Below are 22521 nucleotides of genomic sequence, written 5' to 3' on the forward strand. Positions count from 1 at the left end.
GTCGGTGGTTATTCTGTAAATCAAGCAGGAGCCGGAATGCCTGGTAAATCGCCATCAAAATCAGGAGTTCGATCGCCCCTATTCCACCCCCTCGCCACCTTTGCCTGTTCCAAATCTTCCCCAGGCAAAGGTTTCACACCCTGCGTCACCTGATTCGTCCACCAGTGTTCGCGAGTTTGCACCGCCGCGAATCCAGCCGCCCCCGCCCAAGCATCGAGGCTGCCAGCCGCGTAAGACTTTATATAAGGCTCTTCAAAGATATCAGTCAGCCACTCTGTCTGCCGCAAAGTTTTTTGGTTTCCGTCCAAAATTGCCACTTGTCCCCCAACCTTCAGCAGTCGGAAGCTTTCTCGCAAAATTGCCCGTGACACAGCAGGTGGCGTCTCGTGAAACAGCAAGGAAGCTGCGACTAAATCGAAGCTGCCATCGGCAAAAGCAACGCTTTCGGCATTTCCGTGCAACCACTCGATATTTAAGCCGGCTTTTTGCGCTTTCATCTCAGCGACTACCAGCATATAAGGCGACAAGTCCAGGCCGACAACTTCCGCTTGGGGAAAAGCCTGCTTGAGCATGAGCGTTGTCGAACCGGTGCCGCATCCCAAATCGATGATTCGGCGCGGTTTCACCCGCACAGCGTCAATTAAGCCTTGTCTGACGACTGTTTCGTGGGGAGGCAAAACATATTGGGTAATTGGATCGTAGGAAACGGCGGCACTGGGGTTGAGGTAGCCGCCTTTAATGCCGTGAAAGTTTTGGCTGCTGTAATATTCGGGATAAACTAAGTCGGGTTGTCGGTAGCGATCGCCCGCTGTTTCCCAGTCGATGCCTTCGTAGAGTCGTTTCAGTGCTTCTTCGTCGATCGCCAGTCGAATCAGGGGCGACAAAAAGCGCTCGAAAATTGTATCCTTGCCAACAGCCATAAAACACCTTTAACAAAAACTCTTCTAATTTTAGCCAACGGCCGTAAATTTAGCATTAATTAAAGCTGTTTGTCCCCTAGAACTTCTATCCCTTACCTCCGTTACAAAATCCGTTGGCTTCCTTCCCTCTTCCTGCTTGCTTCTTGTTGCTCGTTACTAATAGGAATTTTTACCAAAAATTCCGTGCCTCCGCCCGGAGGTTGAGAAATGGTGATGCTACCGCCGTGTCCATCTACTACAATTTTGTAGCTAATTGCTAGCCCCAAACCCGTGCCTTTTCCCACCTCTTTAGTAGTAAAAAATGGGTTAAAAATTTGGTCTTTAACGCTGTCGGGAATGCCGGGGCCGTTGTCGGCGATCGCCACTTTCAGAAATTTACCGCCATGTTCGCGAATTACTCCCGTGGAAATTGTAATGATTTTATCCAGGCGATCGACCTCGTTCAAGGCATCGATCGCATTACTCAGCAAGTTCATAAACACCTGATTGAGCTGAGACGGATAGCACTCTACTGAAGGCACTTTTCCGTATTTTTTGACTATATAAATTCTATTTTTGATGCGGTTGGAGAGCAACAGCAAGGTATTTTCTATACCTTCGTGAATATCCGCCTGCTTTTTGTCAGATTCATCAAGGCGAGAAAAGTTACGCAAAGAAAGAACGATGCTACGAATGCGTTCGGTTCCTATTTTCATAGAATCCAATATATGCGGCAAATCTTCCTCGATAAATTCTAACTCAATTTCTTCGGCAAAATCTGCGATTTCTGGCGGCACCTCTGGGAATGTTTGTTTGTATAAACTCACCAATTCTAATAAATCTTTAGTATATTTGCTGGTGTGAGGCAAATTAGCCGAAATGAAGTTAACGGGGTTGTTGATTTCGTGCGCTATCCCGGCCACCATTTGACCTAATGAAGACATTTTTTCGCTCTGCACTAAATGAGTTTGAGTTTTTTTCAGTTCATTTAAGGCACTATTGAGCCGTTTTACTTGGTCTTGGGTTTGACTGTAAAGGTGAGATTGAGTAATGGCGATCGCCAATTGGTCTGCTACCGCTTTTAAGAGTTGGATTTCCTCCCGGCTCCAAAGCCAATGAGTAACGTGGCTGCAAATTAAATAACCCTGCGGCTGGTTTTGAGTCTGGACAGGTACGGCTAAATAGCTATTAGCTTTAAGTTCCGGCGGTTGAGTTACACCCTTCGCCCAAGTGTCGCTCGAAAGAATAATTGGTTCGCCTTGACCACTCCGTACTAACACATTTTCGAGAAAGTAAGGCTCAAACTTTATGGCTTGTGTCGGAGAATCAGATGGGCAACATTCCCACAGAATTTGTAACATTTTTTCTTGCGGTTTGTACCAACCAAAAGCCGCCCGTTCAAGGTGCAGCAAACTTACTATTTCTTCGACTGTACTTTGCACGATTTGGTCTAATTCCAGGGAAGCGCGAATGCGTCCGGCAATCCGGTTGAGCATGGCTTCTCGCTCCCCTTGAGCGCGATTGTTTTCGGAGGAGTAAATTAGCCAAATGGCTGCTAGCATTGCCGGGACAAGCAGTCCGGCCACGACCGATGTCAGCAAATTTAATGCTTGCAGTTGGGATTCAATATTTTCGCGGGGAATTACTAAAGCCATCGACCAGTTAACTTCCTTGAGGGGTGCGTAGGCCACATACACCAATTTATTATCTATTTTTACCAATTCGATGTTCGTCTGGCGGTTGATCATCTGCCGCGCAATTGTGGAGAGTGCGGGGTCTTGTGACTGTAAAAAGCTTGGACCTGGCCGGTCGATGTTTCCGATTAAGTTACTGTTGGGATGAACAATTGGCACTCCTTGTGAATTGAGCGCAAAAGCATAACTGTCGGAACCGTACTGCAAGCTGTTAGCAACAGATGTTACTCGGTCTAATTTAATGCTGCCCGATAGGACTCCAATTACTTTATTAGGAGCGGGAGGTAAGGCCCAAATAGGAGCTGCAATGATGATCGTCGGAACTTTTGTAGTGCGGCTTATCAGCGGGTCGGAAACGTTGAGCTGTCCGGCCATTGCTTTTTGAAAGTGTTGGCGGTCTTTACTGTTCGCCCGGTTGCCTAAAGTGTTGATAAGTGAGCCGTCCGGTTGAGTTAATGACAAAATGAAATACTCTTTTAATCTGTATATTTCTCCTTGTAACCGGGGTTCGACTAATTTCCAATTGAGAGTGTTAACCGTAGGATCGTAAGCAAGGGTTTCTATTTCTGCTTTGCGAGTGCTGAGCCAGCGGTCGATTTCGTCGGTGCCTTTTTCTAGTTTTAATAGTGCTATTTGCTTTAAATTGTCGAGGATTAGTCCACGCACAAAAAAATAGCTGATGCAAGCAGTTGTGCTAATGGTTAAAGCGGTGGTGGCCAGAATTAGCAGGGTCAGCAAATGGCGGCGCTGCCGTCTGTGCTGCCAAAGACTGTGCGCTTGCTGCCACCGCGATTGAGCAGAACTACTGATGTTGTCCCAAAAGTGGCGTAGGTTTTTTGCTTGGTCGGGCGGCGGCGCAGACACAGATCCGGCTTGATTTGCTGGGTTTTGCATCATCAAATGTTCCCTCAAAGTCAAATTTCTCAAACGGCATTCGTCGTTCGTCTTTCAGCAGAATTAATATTAGGCAAGTAGTGAGAGCAGTTTAAGAAAAGAATGCAACTGTAGCCAAGATTCAAACCCTGGTAGTCATCACTCCTTCCCCATTTTTCAATCTTTTAATCTAAAACCTAAAATGATATGATTTGCATTCCTGATGGCAAACAATTTTTATTCTGGTCGGGTGGTCGCTTTCTATTTTGGCATCAATTTTATATTTTGACCTTCGGTTTACCTAATTGAGGTAACTGCTTTACGATATCTTTAATATCTATCTCGTTTGTATAACAAAATAATTGTAAATAACACAGAGAAAACACGGAGTTTTTTAAATTAGCAATGTATTATAATGTATGGGGAAAACCCTATTGACAATTTTACCAATTTGCGCTGTGGTTTCAAGGGGAAATTTTTTCGTCTAAAGCTTTTTTGGCCAAGCGGGTTGCATAAACGGTGAGGGCGATCGTTGCTAGCAAACCAATGCCGTAGAGAGCCCACTCAGCAGCAGTGCGCGATCGCCCTTGCGATCCGAGTGCAGCCAAACTCCCGGCCAGGGAACCGATATAAACATACATGACAGTTCCAGGAATCATGCCGATCCAAGATGCCAAAAAATAGTCTTTTAAAGATACCTGCGTGACTCCAAAAGCATAGTTAAGCAAATTAAACGGAAAAATGGGAGAAAGCCGCGTCAGCAGCACAATTTTCCATCCTTCAGAGGCAACTGCGGAGTCGATCGCCTTAAATTTTTGATTGCCCTCTATCTGTTTGGAAACCCAGTCGCGAGTTAAATACCTTCCTGTTAAAAAAGCGCAAGTTGCGCCTAAAACTGAACCGATGGAAACACAAACCGAACCACCAACGACTCCGAACAAAACCCCAGAACCGAGAGTCAGCAAAGAACCGGGGATAAATAGAACCGTTGCAACAATGTAAATTACAATAAAAGCTGCCGGGCCCCACGGGCCGAGACTCGCGATCGACTCCAGCGCATTTTTCAGAATTCCTTGGAAGTTGAAAAACTTAGTCGCCACAATCAAAGCCACAGCTAAACCAATCCCTAAAATCAGCTTCCACCTATTTGATGGCGGCGGATTTTCTTCACCGGGCGATCGCGAATCATTCATTACCTAAACTCCCCATTCATTCATTGCATACACCGTCGTTTCCAGGGTAGGGACACCGCACTGCCGTGTCCCTACTGTATTCATCCGATTGATGATATCAAGCGCAACTTTTCCCTTAAATTAAATCAAAGTACCGCCGCAGCTAGAACCGCAACCTGCCGTACATCCATAACAATAAGCAGCAGTTTGCACCTCTTGAATCACATCTAAACTGCCAGATTCGAGCAATTTAGCAGCAGTTATCTTTTCCCCACTGCCAGTTTTCGCCGGCAGATTTTCCATCTGGTTAAAATCGCAGTCGTAGACATTGCCCAAATAGTCGATCGACAATTCGTTACGGCACATTAAATGTTCCAGAGTACCGGGATTAAAATTATCCTCCAAAAACCCGAGATAAGGCTTGTGGAGTTTCTTATGTTCCAGATGAAACTTAGTCCGTCCCACCGGCAAATTAGTAATCGCGAACAATTGATTAAAACAAATCCCAAAATGTTCGGCTAAATAAACCTTGTAATCTTGCTCTAACTTGCCTTGTTCCGGTGTTAGGGAAAACTTGTCTGTTGCCGGCACTTGTGGATTGTACACCAAATCCAGGGTTAAATTTGGGTTTTTCCCGTATCCCAACTGATTTAGCTTCTGCAGCCCCCGAATCGAACTGTCAAAAACACCGCTGCCGCGCATTTTGTCCACATTATCAGCTTGATAGCAGGGAAGTGACGCCACAATTCTGAGTTGGTGCTGCGCGCAATATTCGGGAATATCTTCAAAACCTTTTTCAAAGTAAATCGTCAAATTAGAACGAACAATTACCTCTTTACCTGCCGCCCTGGCAGCTTCCGCTAGCGGTTTAAAACCGTAAAGCATTTCGGGAGCACCGCCAGTGAGATCAACAGTTTGAATTTGAGGAAAGTGGCGAATGATTTCAATTAATTGGTCGCAAATTTCCGGGGAAAGTTCTTCTGTTCGTTTTGGGCTAGCTTCTACGTGGCAGTGAGTGCAAGCCAGGTTGCAGCGTTTACCGAGATTAATTTGTAAAACTGTAATCTGCTTTTTAGTTAAAGCTGAGTTAATTTTGTTTTTGAAAGGCGTGACTGCTGTCTGAATCATGTGCTAACCTTTTGGTCTCTGCTCGCAACGAATGTAGAGGCGTTCCGGCGGAACGCCTCTCATAATTTAGCACTAATTATTTGGATGCGACAGATCCAAATTTTAACGGTCGCTACAAAGTTAATTGAAACTCACATCTTGCACCCTTATTGAAAACAGGCAAGATGCCTGTTCCACAGGAGAGGAATTTTGTTGTGGATCAGGCATCTTGCCTGTTCATAAAAGGCTTATTGACAATACTGCAAGAGCTGAGTTAAAACCGACAAGGCAAGAATTCTAATTTTGACACTAATCTTACTTTAGAGAGTCAACTAATGTTTCAACTCGTGCTTTAATTTCATCTCGAACGCGGTGAAAAGTTTCGATGGGTTGTCCGTCGGGGTCTTCTAGTTGCCAATCTTCAAACACTTCTCGCAATACCCACGCTTCGGGTAAATTCACGCCGCAGCCACACAAAGAAATTACTGCGTCGTAGTCTTCGGCATTAAATTCGCTTAATGAATTGGATGTTTGATCGGTGATGCCAAGGCCGATTTCTGACATAACTTGAATTGCTGTCGGATGAACTCTGCTTGATTCTAACCCGGAACTGGTGACTGCAATCTTGCCGGCTCCGATGGTATTAGCGAATCCTTCTGCCATTTGCGATCGGCAGGAGTTTCTTTTGCAAACAAACATTACTTTTTTCATGGTTTGTGTTAGTTGTTGGTTCTTGGTTGTTGTGGGGGTTTCAGCGGTTTCTAACCACCGGGTAATTCAAGGGCGCGATTTGCTAGGGCGATCGCCTCTTTAGCGGCTTGTTCCTTGCGTTCGCTGTAGCGATCGGTCAAATAGTCGGTTTGCTCCCGCAACAGCAAGGTAAACTTGTACAGTTCCTCCATCACGTCGATCGCGCGATCGCGATAAGGCGAATCCTTCATCGTCCCATCTTCATTAAACTCCTGATAAGCTTTAGCAACAGAAGACTGATTCGGAATCGTAAACATCCGCATCCAGCGGCCCAAAATTCTCAAAGTATTGACTGCATTAAAAGATTGCGAACCGCCGCTAACTTGCATTACCGCCAAAGTTCTGCCTTGAGTGGGCCTGACGGCCCCAATACTTAAAGGAATCCAGTCAATTTGATTTTTCATAATCCCGGTAATATTGCCGTGCATTTCTGGACTAGACCACACTTGACCCTCCGACCACAGGCTCAATTCCCGCAACTCTTGAACCTTCGGATGAGTATCGGGAACGCTGCCGTAAATCGGCAATTCTAGAGGATTGAAAAATCGAACTTCGGCACCGAAATCCTCAATAATTCTCGCCGATTCTTCCGCTAACAAGCGGCTATAAGAACGCTCTCTTAAAGAGCCGTATAGAAACAAAATTCTCGGTTTGTGCGTAAAAATTGTCATGATACTTTCAATTAAAATCCCGAAATCCGTTAGACAGTTCCCGATAAACTGCGACTGCTAATTGTGCTCCCCAGATAGGAGCAACCCAGTAAACCCACTGGTGGTTCCAAATACCGCCAATTAAAGCCGGGCCGAGAGACCGTGCCGGATTCATGCTCGCTCCGGTAATCGGCCCCATAAATGCAGCTTCTAACCCTACAGTTAACCCAATTGCTATCCCGGCAAAGCCGATGTGAGCGCGTCTATCTAATCCAGAACCGAGGATAACAAACATTAAGATAAATGTCAAAACAGTTTCTAAAATCAGAGACTGCAACCAGTTACCATTGAGAGGGATAGTTGCACCGAGATTTGCTACTTCCCCTAAAGTAATTAGCAGCAGTTGAGAAGCTGCGATCGCACCCGCACACTGCGCTAAAACGTAAGGCCAAACTTTGTATTTTGGGAAAAAACCGCTCGCCCAAAAGCCTAAAGTTACGGCCGGATTAAAGTGTGCACCGCTGATGTGTCCTAGGGCGTAAATCATCGCAGTTGCTACTGCACCAAATACAAAACTGACGCCTAAATGAGTTACGGAGCCAGCGCTAGTTTTGTTAACCATCACCGCACCGGTGCCTGCAAAAACCAAAATAAATGTACCTAGAAATTCCGCGATCGCCTCTCGCCTGCAATCTGGCCGATCACAAGCTAATCTCTGACCTGTTGCATCCATCGCTCTCAACTAATTGGTTCCACCCCATCATATCAATAAAAATTGATATGTCAATCATCAAACAAGCCATATCAGTATTTGAGTGATTAAGAAATGTTGATGGGTTAACCCGCGTCGGAACAGGGGCGCGCCGGCAGGATCTGGCTGAAGCGGCGGTATTCGGCGAGGTACTGTTCGAGGGCGACAAACTGAGCTAAATTGAGGCTGTAGTAAATCCAGCGGCCTTCTTGGCGGCTGCGGACTAAAGCTGCATCCTTCAAGGCTTTGAGGTGAAAAGAGAGTTTAGACTGAGGGACAGAAAGTCGATCGCACAAATCGCACACGCACAACTCCTGTTCCCGCAGCAACTCCAAAATCTGAAGCCGCAAAGGATCGGAAAGAGCGTGAAAGCCAGCAGCAATCAATTTATTTGCAACAGGTAGCGCGATCGTAGAATTTTTAACCATAAATTACCCTTAATTTTTTATTCAAAAACTCCCGCCGCGATTTCTTTTTTTTGCCGTTAGATTCCATAAGGTTATCCTTTGATGGCAATCCCAAATCAACCGCGAACTCTTTCTCTTCTAGGACTAACGATTAATTCTCTTACCGATGCAACACCCAGTAAGCACAGCCGCTGATTACCGCAGCAATTGGCAAGGTCAAAATCCATGATAGTAGAATCTGATAGAAAACGCGCACATTAGCTTTTTTTGAAATCAATCCGACACCAAAGATTGAACCTACCGAAACATGGGTAGTAGAAACTGGAAGTCCATAGCGACTGGCAAAAATAACTAAAAATCCAGTTACTAAGTTAGCCGCAAGTCCTTGACCCGTATTCATTGCTGTAAGCTTTTTGCTCATTGTTTCGGCAACTTTTTTAGCATTCAACAAACCGCCGAGCGCCATACCCACAGCTACTGCTAAACTTCCCCATTGAACAGATATCGCTTCACCGACTAACATGAGCGAAACAATTTTAGGAGTATCGTTCAATCCTCTGGCAAAACTGACGATTCCCGCACTGATAAAATGGCAAGCGTCCACTATTTTTTGGCTGGTGACTCCCAAGAATTTTCCCCGGTACCTTTGCGTACATTTATCTAGAGAATCGACTGCAACATCAGCGGTTGTGATGCACTTAATTATGTTAGTTCCATCTGGTTGGGGAATGGGAATAATCTGTTGAGTTTGACCAGCGCAAATACACCATTCTTTCTCGATTCCTAAATAAACTCGCAGGTAGCGAGACAACCCATAAATTAAAGCTCCTAATGGCACCGCAATCATCGGACTTAGCAACAAAGGCATTAGAAAAGTTTTCTGCAATGCTGTAAAATTAACTTCGGTACTAATTGCTACTAAACCTGCACCTACAAGAGCGCCTGTAAGACCGTGAGTTGTGGAAATAGGGAACCCAGTTAAGGTAGCAAGAATGACGGTTAAACCCGCAGCGATCGCGACTGCTAAATGAAAATCTTGACCATTGGCGATCGCGTCTGGCACTAATCCTTTTCCCGAAAAGCTTTTTACCAGCGTTTCTGCTATAAAAATAGAAAATACTGAACCGGCTAAAGTTGTGAGCGTTGCCCAACCAATAGCTGTTTTATAGTTCGTCGTCTGACTGCCAAACAGTGTCGCCACGCCTTTAAAATTATCATTAGCACCATTGGAGTATGCTAAAAAAAACGTGGCGATAAATAGAGCAATAAGTAACATTCTCTTACTCAGAATAAGTATGGTTTATTTAAAACTGTTTTTGGCCGGGACCGCTACGGCACCGAATTTGATTGTATAGACACAGTTGCCTCAAATAAAATAAGAAAAATATTAAGATTTCTTTGGAAGGCGAGCGATCGCATCTTAATTTCGCGCCAGCAACATGGGCACGATATTGAACCATACTATAATTAAGGATCGGCGAGCGCGGACAGTACGCTCACCCCACCCATTCACTTCGGAGTCTGTACCCGCGGCGGCACATCTGTCAGTCCGGCTTTGTGCATGAGCGAAATCACCCCTATAGATAGAATTCCCCCAATGATTACCCCAACAACTACCAGAATGATAAAGACTTTTTGCAGAGTTTTTTTAGTAGCTGGGTGGTACTGTCTCGGCAATGCTTCACCTTGCTCGTCAAGTTCTTGCTCCAAGGGGTCTAGGGGATTGGAGGGATTTGAGTTAAAGGGATTGGGCGCTTGATTCATGGTTAGTTTGGGTTAAAGGAGATCGACAACTATTTTAACTTGCGATTTAGCCTCGCAGCTTAAATAATACATTCTGGTTTTACTGAATACTCTCTAAATTTTATTAAGATTGCTAAAATACGGATTAACCCGGTTTATTGAATAAACCGGGTTTTTCAAGATACTAAAAGTTTTATGTCACGCTTCTGCTTTTGACAGGCGATCGAGAGAAATTGTGGCCGCCTGAGATACTTGAGAATTACTATCTTTTTCTAAGTATTTCAAAGCCGAAACGCTCTTAACACTCGGCAAATTGCCCAAAGCTTCAGCCAGCCTCTGGCGGATCAGCCAATCTTCCGACTGAGCAAAATTGAGAATGCGATCGATCGCCCCAATATCTTTAATTTCCCCCAAAGCCGAAATTGCCGCCTGCTGGATCACCACTTGCTCGCTGTCGAGAGCTTTCAGCAGCACATCGCGAGCCCGGGGATCTTTGAGATTTCCCAGAGAAACAGCAGCGCTGAAGCGCACCAGCCATTGAGTATCTTCGTAAAAAGCCCGCACCAAAGCCTCAAAAGCTCTGATATCTTCCAGATAGCCCAAAGCACCCGCAGCGTCAGCGCGAATGCCGTAATCAGGGTCAGTTTCTAGCAATTTGACTAGAATAGGATAGCACTCAGCAGTCGGTTTGACCCCAAGAGCAAACACAGCCATCGATCGCACTTGCAAACTTTCGTCGTTCAACACCTTTTTAATCAAAGGTACCGCCTCGGCGGCAGGCACGTTCCGCAAGTTGGCCAAAGCCACCATTCGATCGGCTGAATTTTCGCTTTCTAACTTGGCGGCAATTTGCTCTAAGCTTAAAGTTGTCATTATGGATAAATCTTGTAGTAAAACTTTACATTCGGGTTATTTTGATTATAGGGGAGTCTCAGGGGAAAAGCAGGCAGTAAAAACCGCCCAAGGATTTGAGAGGAGTAAGATTGCGGATTAGTGAGACGATTAATCTAAAGCTCAGATTGCGTGGAAATAATTAATTAGAAAGTTTATTATTTAAATCCCAAGCACAGGCGAGGTGTTTCTGCCGTTCCCCAAGGCTTTGCCCGATAGTTAGCCGCCCTCTGACAACCTGCAATCAACTATGCCCTTTTACCACCCGCCCTTTTACTCCTCAGCCTTAGAACAAGCGATCGATCGCTACCCCCTCACTGCCGGGCCAGAAACTTCCTTAGCAGTGGCGATCGCCCTGATGAGTAAGTTGCAAAACAGTTGTCCCCTAGTCAAAACACCTGTACCCTCAGACCGGGGGGCGATGACCGAAACATCAGTGGCGGAAAAGGTGCGGGCCCGCTGCGTGTTCGTCGTGCAGAACCAGCAGACTATTACCACAGGCAACTTATCCGACAACCCCAGCCGCGGACTGTTAATCGGCATATTAACTCCCGCCGACCTAGTGAGGCTGATAGCTTCTGGCACAATAGACAACCAGCACAAAGTAGCCCTGCACAAAATACCAATTTCCGAAGTGATGTCCCCGGTGTCGGTTTCCCTCACAGAATCCGATGACCAAGACGTGTTTACCGCTTTATCCTTATTTCGCCAGCACAAGATTCGCTATTTGCCGATCGTCAATCAATTGGGCCACTTGGTAGGAGTGCTGACGCGGGAAAGAATTCGCCAAGTATTGCAGCCTTCAAACATTCTTAAATTGCGGCGGGTAGCAGAATTAATGACTACGCCAATTACAGCGCCCCACACCGCCTCGCTGCTGACCATAACCGAACTGATGTCAGAGCATCAAGTCAGTTGTGTAGTCATTACAAAAAACAAAGAATTAACAATGGAGAAGCCCAAAGATGACTATACCTCCATTTTTCACTATTCCTTTCACCAACCTCTGGGAATTCTTACCGAATACGACATCGTGCAGGCACAGTTTCTAGAACTAAATTTCGAGCAAACCCCAGCTCAAAAAGTCATGAGAACTCCCCTGCAATTTCTTCAACCTTCCGATTCCCTGTGGACGGCGCACAAAGAAATGCAGCAGCAACAAGTGCAGCGGTTGGTCGTGTGCGGGGCGCGCGGAGAACTGTTGGGGATTATTACTCAGACCAGCTTGCTCAGAGTCCTCGATCCCACCGAAATGTACCGAGTTGTCAAACAGTTGCAGCAGTCGGTTTATCAATTGCAAGCCGAAAAAGTGGAACTGCTGCAAAGCCGTAACGCCAAACTGGAACAGCAGGTGCGGGAACGGACTGCAAAACTCCATGAACAATTGCAGCGAGATCGGCTGTTAACTCACATTTCCTTGCGGATTCACCAATCCTTAAACCTCGAAGAAATTCTCCACGGCAGCGTCGATGAAGTCCGCCAAGTTTTGCAAGCTGACCGAGTAGCAATCCTGCATTTAGAGTCCAGCAATTACGGCATTGTAGTGGCAGAATCCGTTGCCGAAAATTGGCTTTCAATATTGGGAGAAATCATGCCGGATAATATTTGGCAAGAATCTGCTTCCGTGATCGAACAGGAAATTTATGCCGTCCCCGACATCGACCAAGCCTGTTTGACCGCCGAAAAATATGCCCGGTTCCAGCAAGCCCAAATCAAAGCTTATTTGATTGTACCAATTTTGCAAGACGGCAATTTGTGGGGGATGATGTGTGTCCATCAGTGTTCCCAATCCCGTCAGTGGCAACCTTCGGAAGTGGATTTGCTGCTGCAACTGGCAACTCAAATCGCGATCGCCATTCAGCAAGCCCAACTCTATCAGCAAGTCCAAAATCTCAACACCGACCTCGAACGCCAAGTCCAAGAACGCACCGCCGAATTGCAGCAAAAAGTTCACGAACTCCAGCATTTAAACGTCCTCAAAGATGAATTTCTCAGCACCGTTTCTCACGAACTGCGGACGCCTTTAGCTAATATAAAAATGGCTATTCATATGTTGAGAATTTCTCCCACACCAGATCGACGCCAGATTTATCTAGAAATTTTAGAAACAGAATGTACTAGAGAAACAGATTTGATTAATGCTTTGCTAGATTTGCAGCGGCTCGAAGCGGCAACTTGTCCGATCGACCTCGAACCAGTAAACTTAGAAGTCTGGCTGCCTACTATTATCGACCCGTTTTACACCAGGGCCCAGGATCGCCACCAGCATTTGCGAGTAGAGTGGGCTCGCCACCTCCCCACGATCAGTTCCAACCGCGCTAGTTTGGGACGAATTTTAGCCGAACTCCTCAACAATGCCTGCAAATATACGGCTAATGACGGCGAAATTTCTCTGAAAGTCGAGTGCAAAAACGGAGACGGCGAACAAGGAGGACAAAGGACAAATTCGCGACAAGCAAGTGCTGTGGCTTCAGAAATCCAATTTACACTCAGCAATCAATCGTCGATTTCCATAGAGGAATTGCCTCGAATTTTTGAGAAATTTTATCGAGTTCCCAACGCCGATCCTTGGAAACAAGGAGGTACAGGTTTGGGTTTAGCTTTGGTTCAAAAACTTGTCGAACAGTTGCAGGGAAAAATTGAGGTTGAAAGCAGGAATGGCTGGACTAATTTTACCGTCACATTTCCTACCAACCCGGATGGAAATTAATCGGCCATGAGTCAATTTTAGATTTTAGATTTTAGACTTCGGCCTAAGAGGTTCGGCGAGCGCGAGCATTAAGTCGCGCTCAGTCGAACGATTTTCGATTTTCGATTTACTCCACAGATGAATCTTGGAGCTGGAACAAGAGTCTAAAATTTTGGGAGTTCCATGACTCGTGTCGGGGGCTTGTATCCTTTTTTGGGTGTCAGCTTTGTTGGGTGTTACTCTTTTTTAGGAGCTAGTTTGCGGATACGAGACGGTGCTGGTGTCAAATTCAAATATTCATTTTTATCTTCAACAACTGATGATCTAGATGCTGGATACTTCTTGCGTTTAGAGGCATGATTCGCAACTGTGCCCAAGCATGGTATGCCAAAATTTTCTAATTGACTGAAAACTTTTTGGACTAAAGAAAAGGGAACCTGGCGAATTGCTACAACCATCAGTATGCCATCGGTGCGCGCCGCTAAAAAATTCGCATCTTTACTGTCCGCCAGCGGCGGCGTATCATAGATAACTAAGTCAAATTTTGCCTGAAGTTCTTCCATTAAATACTGCATCTGAGATGATGCCAGCCGTCTGGCAGTACCAGGCTCCGGGAGACCGGCAGTTAATACAAAAAGATTATCTGCTAGATGCGATCGTTGGATAATTTCATTTGGTTCGTTTTTATTGTCGAGCAAGTTGCTCAATCCCTTGACATTAGGCAGTTCCAACAGCAAGTGCAGACTGGGCGAATGCAAATTCGCGTCTACTAACAGCACTCGCTGACCTGCCAGCGCTGCGACGTAAGCTAAGTTTAAAGCAATGGTAGATTTGCCTTCGCCAACTGTAGCCGAACCAATTGCCAAAGAGCTAATCGTTCGATTTGAAGAAAGAAAGCGGATATTAGTATAAAGAGAGTCAAAAGCTTCTATAAATTCCGCAGCATTTTTCTTATTACCCTCTTTTCCTTCAAGATAAGTATAGGCATTAGCAATAGAAGGGGGAAATTTTTTAGCATTTTTGTCAAGAGGAATTGCTCCCAATAAAGGCGCTTCAACCGCATCTTTAACGTCATCAGCACAGTAGAAAATATTGCGGAACTTTTCAATGAGGATAGCAGCTCCCAGACCCAAAACTAGCGCCCCAACAACTGCCATCACTAATTTGTTTTTAGCTTTGGATGGAACAGGAATTAGGTTGCCCTTCGCATCTCGGGGTATGCCTGGTTCAGAAATTATTTCCCAAGGTACTTGGCTTTGAGCGGCTTGGACGCGCAGAGTTTCCCGCTGGCTTAAAAGTTGATCGCGGGTGCGGGTGGCTACTTCTAATCGCTGTTGCAGTTCGTTGTAGCGGCGGGCTATGGTGGGGAATTCTGTTGCTTGCCTGTTTAAATTGTTTTTAGTTTGGGTGATTGCTTGAAGGCGAGCTTCTAAGACTTCAACTTGGTTAGCAGTATCAACCAATTGTTTAATTAAGCCTATGCGAATAGAGTTTTGAAAATTCTGAACTTTAGAATCAGCTTGGGTGCCTACTAAATTTTGCCCCAAAATTCGATCAGTTTGCTGGTTGAGCAAAGCTGCTAAATTTGCCCGTTTGCGCTCTAAAGCTTCCACTATAGGGTTAGCAGATTTAAAACGAGCTGTTTCTACAGCAATCTGACCTTCTACTTCCTTAACCTTGGTCAGCAACTCTTTATATTGAGGTTCTTCGCTTAAAGCTGAAGCGGCAATAGCTTCATTTGGTGTAAAATCTAATTGTTTTTGCAAGTTAGCGTACAGCGTTTTCTGTTCTTGCAGTAGCCTTTGAGTGTCTAACTCTAAAGTTTCTACCGTACGAACTTGCTGGATTAATTGCGCTCCTTGTTCTTTAGGATCGGTAATCTTTTGCTTCTCCTGTATCACCTGTAACTCCGATTGCAGGGTGTTTACGCGCTTATTGAGTCCCGGAAGCTGGTCTTCAATAAATTTAACACCTTCACCAATCCGAGTCTTGCGTTCGTCAAGACTGTACTTTAAATATTTCTTTTTAGTTTCTTGTAAAACGAACTCAACTAATTTAGGATCAGTCCCTAGGAAGCGAACTTGCAAAATTTTAGTCAGCGTCATCTCATTTTCTCCCATCCGCAAAACGACTAATCCTTTTTCAAGAATTTCCTCGGTAACTTCGGGATATCGTTTTTGGACTTGTTTGGCAATAGCAGAAAGCATCTGAGGACTCTTGAGAATTTCAAGTTGAGTTGCGTAGTCCAAACTAAAAAAATCTCGATTAGGCACTCCCCCCCCCTCGCCGCGATTGGCTAGGGCAGCGGGGTCAGCAATTCTTGCCTCCGTTGTCACGGGTTCCACTAGCATCCGAAAATCGCCTTGATATGTTTTCTTGCCTCCCTTGATCTGATAAACAGCTCCAACGCCTACTAGACCTATAATCCCAATAATGATTAGGGCTTGTCGCTGAAAAGTCCTCAACAACGGCTTTAGATTCAATCCTTTCTGAGGCTGCGCGCTTAACTCTTCTCCCTCGTCAACGGAAAATTGCTGCACCTGTCGGCTCTGGCTGCTAATGGGTACGATATGAGCGTCCTGTTCTCTTTCCATGTTGACCTCTTGGATATTGTGTGGGTAAAATCAGCTTTCTTCTGCGAGCCTTCGGGTTGATACTTTGAGCATTGGCTTAAGGATATCACAGGAAATTATTGGTTTGTCGAACCCACTTCCTTCTAATAGTTCTCACTACTTTCACATAGTATACAAAAATAACTAAATCCCTATGCTATGCCGGCGGCAAAAGTTCTTTTACAACTGCTAGAGAGTTATATCAGACTGCATTTGAGTCTGCTGCGTTGTGTTTGTATTTAGAGTTCCGGGGCGACGAAGCCAACTTTTTAAGGTATCGCTCAGCTTTGCGACAGGGAGTTCAATAACTTTACCAAACTTTTACAATTGACCGTAACACCTCAGCCACCGCTGGCCCTGGTATTGGTTTGTCCTCTATGCTATTTTTCGGTTCGCAGTTCACGGCAAAAGCACTTGTTAACTTACGCGCTAACTGACCGGCTAAAAATTTTTGCATTTCCCATGTAGATATAATTAGCCACATTCAGCCGATTTTTGGGAACGGCAACTAATCGAATCAATTTCCGAGAAAAATCTGTTTCTTCTTTTAATTATAAACTTTTTGAGGAGCTGGATGACTGATTAAGTGTATAGACTTAACTGAGGTTTATCAATTATATCACAAACTAATCTCTATAGTGTGCTACGGACATAAAATTTAATAATTTGTAAGCTCAAGCTCGATCGACATCTCGAACAACTCCAGCCTTCGGGGTTTTTCTACCGTTCGGGATGGTGCGGAGCAATGTTAGGTTTTTTCGTATAAAAACTAGGTTTCTGGGTTCCTGGGCTATTACTAAAACTATCGCTTTTATAGCAGAAGGAAGAAGGAAGGAAGGCAACGGATTCGCTTGGAGAGGATTGAACGGATGTAACGGGTGGATGTTGAAGAAAGAAGCGAGAAGGAATAAAAGCAAGGATTTAAGCAATTAAAAACGTCCTCACCGTCGGACGCGGTTCCTCGATTCGCCATCCGAGCAAGCTATAGCAATCCTTTCGGGAAACGCGAAACGGTTTTTTTTGTTTGAAGGAACCGATGAAAGAGGCAGATGACAAATCCGTAAAAGAAGAGAAGAGAGGAAAAGAGAAAGAGTTCGCCAGTAATGGGAGGATTGCTATAGATGCCCGGATTAGCAATTTGTAGTTGTGAGTTTTTGATTTTACTAATTACCCATTACTGATTAAACCTTACTGATTCTCTGCTTTCTTTTCTCGAATTCTCAACAAAATTTCTGCATGAACTTCGCGACTAATCGGGTAAAAATATGTGAGAATCATGCCAGCAATTAAAGCAATGGTCGGCAGCGGTCCGATCGCAACTCGAATCGCAAACAGTGCCGAATCAGGCTGTACGGGCGCAGCCTGTCCCTGAATAGTGGCGAGAAATCCAGCTCTTTCTAATGCTTGGCCTACAAACCACAAACCCACTGCCAATCCGATTTTTTGCAGCAGTACCATAAACGAATAGAAAACGCCTTCGCGTCTTTCTCCTGTTTGAAGCTCATCGAGTTCAATGACATCCGGTATCATCGACCAAGGTATAAGATAAGCAGTGGAAACTCCGACACCTGCCATGACTGCTAGCAGGTACATCTGGACTACTTGTCCTGGTTGCAGGAAAAATAGTCCGGCTTGTGCGATTATCCACAAACTCATGCCCATAAAATAAACTGCTTTTTTGCCATATCGCTCGCTGACTTTACTCCAAACAGATAACATGGCGAGTGCAGTGCCTTGAACTGCGATCGCAGTTTGGGTAAAAGTTGCTGGCGGCAGTTTCATCCAGTCGATTACAAAGTAGGGCAAAATAGAAGCAGTTAATTGCACTCCCAGCCAAGAACAGAGATAAATTCCAATTACGTACAAAAAAGGGCGATTGTTAAATGCAATCCGCACCTGTTCTCCCACCGGCAAGGATGTTGAATTGTCTGCTACTGGATTTTCTTGCAATTGAGAGAGTACGTGTTTGCGGGTTCCCAAAAAGCACCAGTACAAAGGCAATACTGAGATTACTGCACATAGTGCGCCTAAGATTAAGTATTTTTGGATGTCATCTTTAACTATTGCAAAGATAATTTGCGCTAGAATTAGTGACAAAATGCTGCCGCCGATCGAGAAAGAAAACCGGAAACTGTTAAGGCTAGTGCGTTCGTTGTAGTCTTGGGTTATTTCTGGGGTGAGGGCGGTGTAAGGCAGGTTGACGGCGGTGTAGGCCGTGTTAAACAAAATGCCGATCGCCACATAGTACCAAAATAGTATCGTTGGATCTTTGCTGGGAACAATCCACTGCAAAAAGAAGAAGATGCCGAAAGGAATTGCCCCGTAAACCATCCAAGGATATCGGCGCCCCCAGCGGTGAGATGTGCGATCGCTCAAAACCCCCACAATCGGGTCATTTATCGCGTCCCAAACCTTGCCGATCAGCAAAATGTTGCTAGCAGTACCCGCAGCCAAACCGGCGACGTTGGTAAAGAAATACAGCAGGAAAAATACCAAAACATTCGCAGTAATCGCGGGGCCGAGGTCGCCGGCACCGTAAGCTAATTTTGTTGAAAAACTGAGTTTTTTTGTTTCGGGGTTGTCGGCGGCTGGTTGAGGCCCGGAAGTGTTGCTCATAAACTTTGATTTCGGGATTTTTCGGCAGTCACAGTCTTTCCAGTAGGAGTATAACTCGCGCTACGCTCTAATACTAAGTTTTTTGTGGGGTTTCGGACTAGCTTGAAGATTCGGTAATTGATAATTGGGTAATTGGTAATTGATAGGTTGGTGGGGGCAGGTGTACGAGATTATTGGTCTGAGACAATTATTGTTGGTAAAACCCGCCTCTACAGACTTAAGGAAACAGTTGCGAAATCTGAACTTCTATTTCGGGAAATGCCAGCATTGACAAAACATCATCTTCATTAAATACTGTTTCTTGTCGGTAGTTTGCCTCGCCCGGTTCGCGAAAAACATAAACTTGCCGCGTGTTAACATCCAGTATCCAATAATCAGTAATTCCCGCCTTAGCATAAGCCGGTGCTTTCCGCTTGCGGTCTGTTTCTAAAGTCGTGTCAGCTATTTCTACTAATAACAAAATATTGTCGGGCGCGGGATGAAAATCTTGGTACAGCCGAGGGTCGATTTGCACTACAGCAATATCCGGTTCTGGTTCTGAATTATAACTTAGAGCGATCGGGTCTTGAATGCGAATTAAAGCAAGTCCTGCCAGCAGACTTCTTAGATAGTCGGCTGCACAGAGATTAGTTGCTGCGTGGGGAGGATTTTTTGCACTCATTGAAATAATTTGTCCGTCAATTAATTCGACTCGTTCATCGGGATTGAGAATGCCAGTTTCGGTCATGCGACGGTATTCGTCTACAGTCCACAAGCGTACATCTGTTACAGTCATGGCACAATTTCCTTTGGCGATATTATCTATTATCCTAAAGCCCGAAACCTGGTTTTTTATCAAAATACTGGATTAGAGAATTTAACAATGGTGAAAAACCCGGTTTCTTTGGTATAGTTCCGGACTACTTTAAATCAAAAATCCCCAATCTAAAATCTAAAATCTAAAATTGCTATGTCAGCAATCTAGATTTTGCTGTAATTGCTCCCACACACCACAAAATAGCATTGACAATCTCCGATCGCTGAATATCTTCTGCGTCTAAAAAACTTGCAAACTCTTCCTCAATATTCAAATGGTCTGCAAAATCATAAAGTATGCGCTTGTATTCAGTTGGCATCGGTATTAACGTAGCTTTCACTAAATCGAAAAGTGCGTTCAAACAGTTGAGGATAGTAGCTGACTCGTCAAAATCTTCGGCATCGAGCAAGTACAGCGTTTCTGCAATGTCGCAAATAGCGTCTATTTGTGTGGGTGGCTTTCCCAGTTCGCTGACATCGATATTGCACAATTGGAGAGCGTTAATCGCTAGTTCGGGACGGGTAAAAAATACAAGTTGACCGCCAGCTACTAAGGGCGGCTCTTGTTCTCCATAGACAATTAGAGTATATAGATTTGGTATTTCGGTGCCGGGATCGATCCGGAAACCTAACAGCCACAACAATTTTTCTGTATTTGGGTTCGCTGTTTGCAGTGTTGTGGGGAAAGTTTTTGGTTCTGACATGAATTTTTACTCCCTATAATACGCTCTTAAACTCGGTTTCTACGTATTTTTTTGATGGAAAAGTTTACAGAAAAACCGGGCTTATAAGGCAAGAGTGCATAATCTTTTTCCTATAATTTTTGTTGGATTATGTCGCAGCATTCGGCAACAGTTGCTCTTTCTGCCATTGCTGCTACTAGGGCTTCGTAAGCTGATTGGTGGCTTTCTATCAGGTTTTTTGCTCGCAGTAAACCCCAGTTTTGTTTGAGTTGAATCTCGGAACTTGGACGGCGCAGTTGTGTTAAAATTGCACTAATTTTGGTGCGGTCTTCGGCTCCTCCTTGTGCGCTGCCGTAAACAAATTTTTCGGCGACTATTCCGGCCATCCACACGGTGCAGTATTGGTCTAAAAGTTGGGCGGAAAGAGTGCCACTTTGGAGTTGAGATGCTAATTGTTCGTCTTCAAATCGGACGCCGCCTTGGGCTGTTTGGCCTTGTTTAAATGCTTCCCAAGCGTTGAGGGCGTAGCTGGTTACGGGAATTCCCAATAGGTAGGCAACTAGGAAGTGTCCTGCTTCGTGGTGAAGGATACGATCTCGCTTTTGTTTGGAACTTCCCCCCAGCCAATCTAATAAAATAGTACCGCCTTGACCTTGCCACTGGAAACTGTCAAGGGTGGCTAGCCCCAACAGGCAAAAAGTGGCGATCGCAGGTACGGCTTCTGGCAAGTTGAATAGGGGCCCTAACAATATTGAAACGGTGATGGCAAAGATAGAAATAGCGATAATATTCAAAGAAGTGTCTTTCATAACTGGGAATTGGTAATGGGGAATTGGTAATGGGGAATTTGTAATAGGGAATTGTTAATGGGAATGGGTTTTAGAGGTAAACTCAGGTACGATCGCGCGATCGGTTTGGCAGCGTCGGGTCGATAGCAGCACCCGGGACTTCCGACAAAAACTCCATCTTCCAGTTTGACTGAAAATTGTCGCTCCCAAGCCACCTATATTAAAAAGATATTAAAATAAATCAAAGTCCAGTAAAAGTGTTAGTGGAATCCTTCATGTCAGTTTTGGCAGCGATCGCAGTTTTAGGTATCTTGATTGTCGTTCACGAACTCGGCCACTTCCTGGCGGCGAGACTTCAACACATCCACGTCAACCGCTTCTCCATCGGTTTCGGGCCCATCCTCTGGAAGTACCAAGGCCCGGAAACTGAGTATGCCCTCCGCGCCTTTCCCCTGGGAGGTTTCGTGGGTTTCCCGGACGACGATCCAGAGAGTACAATTCCCCCAAATGACCCGAATTTGCTCAAAAATCGCCCCGTGCTCGATCGGGCGATCGTCATTAGTGCAGGGGTAATTGCCAACTTAATTTTTGCTTATTTCCTGCTGGTGGTACAATTGAGCACTGTCGGCGCGGCAGAAATGAACTCCCTACCGGGAGTTAAAGTCCCGGAGGTAGCCGCAGAAGTCAGTTCGGCCGCGAAACAAGCGGGAATTCGATCGGGCGACGTTGTTCTGTCTGTTGACGGCAAGGAATTGGGCGCTTCCCGCGAAGCAATCAAATTATTGGTCACAGCAATCCAAGATCATCCCAACCAACCCCTAGCTTTGGAAATTCAGCGCCAAGAACAAAAATTTGTGGTGACAGTAACTCCTGAACTGTCGCCCGACGGCAAAGGTCGCATTGGGGTGCAGCTAACTTCTAATGGCACTGTCGTGCGGCAGCGGGCCGGAATTGTAGAGGCGTTTAGCAAGGCCGCCAAAGAATTTGAGCGGATTGTGGTGCTGACGGTTCAAGGTTTCGGGCAGTTACTTAGCAATTTCAGCCAGACTGCCGACAAGTTGTCCGGGCCTGTGGCGATTGTGGCGATTGGTGCAGGGATTGCCAAATCGGATGCTGCGAGTTTGTTTCAGTATGCTGTGCTAATTAGCATCAATTTGGCTGTGATTAATATCTTGCCTTTACCTGCTTTGGACGGCGGTCAGCTAGCTTTTCTCTTGATAGAAGGACTGCGGGGTAAGCCTCTGCCGAACCGCATTCAGGAAAATGTCATGCAGACTGGTTTGGTGTTGTTGCTGGGTTTGGGAGTTTTCTTGATTATTCGCGATACTGCTAATTTGGCTGGGTTTGATTTGCGAAATTTCATGCAATAGTAAAAGAAGGAAGAAGGAAGAAGGAAGAAGG

19 protein-coding genes are annotated in these 22521 nt (G+C 45.2%); 2 read left to right on the forward strand and 17 right to left on the reverse strand.

From position 1 onward, the window contains the following. Positions 1 to 20: 20 nt before the first annotated feature. The 11 genes from QUA40_RS02970 to QUA40_RS03020 all read right to left on the reverse strand — a co-directional run bounded on the left by QUA40_RS02970 (position 21) and on the right by QUA40_RS03020 (position 10919). The gene (locus QUA40_RS02970) at positions 21 to 920 is read right to left on the reverse strand and encodes a methyltransferase domain-containing protein (RefSeq protein ID WP_333121650.1); all 900 of its coding nucleotides are present in this window, start codon (positions 918 to 920) and stop codon (positions 21 to 23) included. 101 nt (positions 921 to 1021) lie between these two features. Beyond that, positions 1022 to 3490 carry an ATP-binding protein gene (locus QUA40_RS02975; protein WP_333121652.1) on the reverse strand — a complete coding sequence of 823 codons (2469 nt, stop codon included), beginning with the start codon at positions 3488 to 3490 and terminating at the stop codon, positions 1022 to 1024. A 440-nt stretch (positions 3491 to 3930) separates the two neighbouring features. Next, positions 3931 to 4659 carry a TVP38/TMEM64 family protein gene (locus QUA40_RS02980; protein WP_333121654.1) on the reverse strand — a complete coding sequence of 243 codons (729 nt, stop codon included), beginning with the start codon at positions 4657 to 4659 and terminating at the stop codon, positions 3931 to 3933. Between the two features lie 120 nt (positions 4660 to 4779). Beyond that, positions 4780 to 5766, reverse strand: a complete 987-nt coding sequence (gene arsS, locus QUA40_RS02985; protein WP_333121656.1) for an arsenosugar biosynthesis radical SAM (seleno)protein ArsS — start codon at positions 5764 to 5766, stop codon at positions 4780 to 4782. Positions 5767 to 6060: 294 nt separating this feature from the next. Continuing rightward, complete coding sequence (gene arsC / locus QUA40_RS02990; RefSeq protein WP_333121658.1) at positions 6061 to 6456, reverse strand: arsenate reductase, glutathione/glutaredoxin type; 396 nt, start codon at positions 6454 to 6456, stop codon at positions 6061 to 6063. Positions 6457 to 6506: 50 nt separating this feature from the next. Next, complete coding sequence (gene arsH, locus QUA40_RS02995) at positions 6507 to 7166, reverse strand: arsenical resistance protein ArsH (protein ID WP_333121659.1); 660 nt, start codon at positions 7164 to 7166, stop codon at positions 6507 to 6509. Between the two features lie 7 nt (positions 7167 to 7173). Beyond that, positions 7174 to 7878 (reverse strand): MIP/aquaporin family protein, encoded by a 705-nt coding sequence (locus QUA40_RS03000; protein ID WP_333121661.1) that lies wholly within the window; start codon positions 7876 to 7878, stop codon positions 7174 to 7176. Between the two features lie 104 nt (positions 7879 to 7982). Beyond that, on the reverse strand, positions 7983 to 8324 hold the full coding sequence (locus QUA40_RS03005) for a metalloregulator ArsR/SmtB family transcription factor (protein WP_333121662.1): 342 nt from the start codon (positions 8322 to 8324) through the stop codon (positions 7983 to 7985). Positions 8325 to 8463: 139 nt separating this feature from the next. After that, positions 8464 to 9579: an inorganic phosphate transporter gene (locus QUA40_RS03010; RefSeq protein ID WP_333121663.1), complete on the reverse strand. Its 1116-nt coding sequence runs from the start codon at positions 9577 to 9579 to the stop codon at positions 8464 to 8466. 233 nt (positions 9580 to 9812) lie between these two features. Beyond that, complete coding sequence (locus QUA40_RS03015) at positions 9813 to 10067, reverse strand: hypothetical protein (RefSeq protein WP_333121664.1); 255 nt, start codon at positions 10065 to 10067, stop codon at positions 9813 to 9815. 177 nt (positions 10068 to 10244) lie between these two features. Further along, positions 10245 to 10919, reverse strand: coding sequence for a HEAT repeat domain-containing protein (locus QUA40_RS03020; RefSeq protein ID WP_333121665.1), 675 nt, complete (start codon positions 10917 to 10919; stop codon positions 10245 to 10247). Between the two features lie 268 nt (positions 10920 to 11187). Between QUA40_RS03020 and QUA40_RS03025 the strand changes: the two genes are divergently transcribed. After that, entirely contained in the window at positions 11188 to 13647 is a 2460-nt protein-coding gene (locus tag QUA40_RS03025) for a CBS domain-containing protein (protein WP_333121667.1), read from the forward strand. A 215-nt stretch (positions 13648 to 13862) separates the two neighbouring features. Here the strand turns inward: QUA40_RS03025 and QUA40_RS03030 are convergent, their stop codons facing one another. From QUA40_RS03030 to QUA40_RS03055, 6 genes are all read right to left on the reverse strand, one after another. Beyond that, positions 13863 to 16220: a polysaccharide biosynthesis tyrosine autokinase gene (locus tag QUA40_RS03030; RefSeq protein WP_333121669.1), complete on the reverse strand. Its 2358-nt coding sequence runs from the start codon at positions 16218 to 16220 to the stop codon at positions 13863 to 13865. 1206 nt (positions 16221 to 17426) lie between these two features. Continuing rightward, complete coding sequence (locus QUA40_RS03035; RefSeq protein ID WP_333121671.1) at positions 17427 to 18854, reverse strand: MFS transporter; 1428 nt, start codon at positions 18852 to 18854, stop codon at positions 17427 to 17429. Between the two features lie 217 nt (positions 18855 to 19071). Beyond that, positions 19072 to 19629 (reverse strand): Uma2 family endonuclease, encoded by a 558-nt coding sequence (locus QUA40_RS03040; protein ID WP_333121672.1) that lies wholly within the window; start codon positions 19627 to 19629, stop codon positions 19072 to 19074. A gap of 172 nt (positions 19630 to 19801) precedes the next feature. Beyond that, positions 19802 to 20353, reverse strand: coding sequence for a hypothetical protein (locus QUA40_RS03045; protein WP_333121673.1), 552 nt, complete (start codon positions 20351 to 20353; stop codon positions 19802 to 19804). 110 nt (positions 20354 to 20463) lie between these two features. Continuing rightward, the gene (locus tag QUA40_RS03050) at positions 20464 to 21141 is read right to left on the reverse strand and encodes an ATP-dependent Zn protease (protein ID WP_333121674.1); all 678 of its coding nucleotides are present in this window, start codon (positions 21139 to 21141) and stop codon (positions 20464 to 20466) included. Further along, a complete protein-coding gene (locus QUA40_RS03055) occupies positions 21138 to 21335 on the reverse strand; it encodes a hypothetical protein (protein ID WP_333121676.1) in 198 nt (65 codons plus the stop codon). The genes QUA40_RS03050 and QUA40_RS03055 overlap by 4 nt, the downstream gene beginning before the upstream one ends. A 60-nt stretch (positions 21336 to 21395) precedes the next feature. Between QUA40_RS03055 and rseP the strand changes: the two genes are divergently transcribed. Next, on the forward strand, positions 21396 to 22490 hold the full coding sequence (rseP, locus tag QUA40_RS03060) for an RIP metalloprotease RseP (protein WP_333121677.1): 1095 nt from the start codon (positions 21396 to 21398) through the stop codon (positions 22488 to 22490). Positions 22491 to 22521 lie beyond the last annotated feature (31 nt).

It is taken from the genome of Microcoleus sp. Pol11C3, from assembly GCF_036701485.1.
Taxonomy (GTDB): Bacteria; Cyanobacteriota; Cyanobacteriia; order Cyanobacteriales; family Microcoleaceae; genus Microcoleus.

Excerpts from the sequence above, each read along its gene's own strand:
- QUA40_RS02970 (WP_333121650.1), bottom strand. The coding sequence starts at position 920 with ATGGCTGTTGGCAAGGATACAATTTTCGAGCGCTTTTTGTCGCCCCTG.
- QUA40_RS02975 (WP_333121652.1), bottom strand. The coding sequence starts at position 3,490 with ATGATGCAAAACCCAGCAAATCAAGCCGGATCTGTGTCTGCGCCGCCG.
- QUA40_RS02980 (WP_333121654.1), bottom strand. The coding sequence starts at position 4,659 with ATGAATGATTCGCGATCGCCCGGTGAAGAAAATCCGCCGCCATCAAAT.
- arsS (WP_333121656.1), bottom strand. The coding sequence starts at position 5,766 with ATGATTCAGACAGCAGTCACGCCTTTCAAAAACAAAATTAACTCAGCT.
- arsC (WP_333121658.1), bottom strand. The coding sequence starts at position 6,456 with ATGAAAAAAGTAATGTTTGTTTGCAAAAGAAACTCCTGCCGATCGCAA.
- arsH (WP_333121659.1), bottom strand. The coding sequence starts at position 7,166 with ATGACAATTTTTACGCACAAACCGAGAATTTTGTTTCTATACGGCTCT.
- QUA40_RS03000 (WP_333121661.1), bottom strand. The coding sequence starts at position 7,878 with ATGGATGCAACAGGTCAGAGATTAGCTTGTGATCGGCCAGATTGCAGG.
- QUA40_RS03005 (WP_333121662.1), bottom strand. The coding sequence starts at position 8,324 with ATGGTTAAAAATTCTACGATCGCGCTACCTGTTGCAAATAAATTGATT.
- QUA40_RS03010 (WP_333121663.1), bottom strand. The coding sequence starts at position 9,579 with ATGTTACTTATTGCTCTATTTATCGCCACGTTTTTTTTAGCATACTCC.
- QUA40_RS03015 (WP_333121664.1), bottom strand. The coding sequence starts at position 10,067 with ATGAATCAAGCGCCCAATCCCTTTAACTCAAATCCCTCCAATCCCCTA.
- QUA40_RS03020 (WP_333121665.1), bottom strand. The coding sequence starts at position 10,919 with ATGACAACTTTAAGCTTAGAGCAAATTGCCGCCAAGTTAGAAAGCGAA.
- QUA40_RS03025 (WP_333121667.1), top strand. The coding sequence starts at position 11,188 with ATGCCCTTTTACCACCCGCCCTTTTACTCCTCAGCCTTAGAACAAGCG.
- QUA40_RS03030 (WP_333121669.1), bottom strand. The coding sequence starts at position 16,220 with ATGGAAAGAGAACAGGACGCTCATATCGTACCCATTAGCAGCCAGAGC.
- QUA40_RS03035 (WP_333121671.1), bottom strand. The coding sequence starts at position 18,854 with ATGAGCAACACTTCCGGGCCTCAACCAGCCGCCGACAACCCCGAAACA.
- QUA40_RS03040 (WP_333121672.1), bottom strand. The coding sequence starts at position 19,629 with ATGACTGTAACAGATGTACGCTTGTGGACTGTAGACGAATACCGTCGC.
- QUA40_RS03045 (WP_333121673.1), bottom strand. The coding sequence starts at position 20,353 with ATGTCAGAACCAAAAACTTTCCCCACAACACTGCAAACAGCGAACCCA.
- QUA40_RS03050 (WP_333121674.1), bottom strand. The coding sequence starts at position 21,141 with ATGAAAGACACTTCTTTGAATATTATCGCTATTTCTATCTTTGCCATC.
- rseP (WP_333121677.1), top strand. The coding sequence starts at position 21,396 with ATGTCAGTTTTGGCAGCGATCGCAGTTTTAGGTATCTTGATTGTCGTT.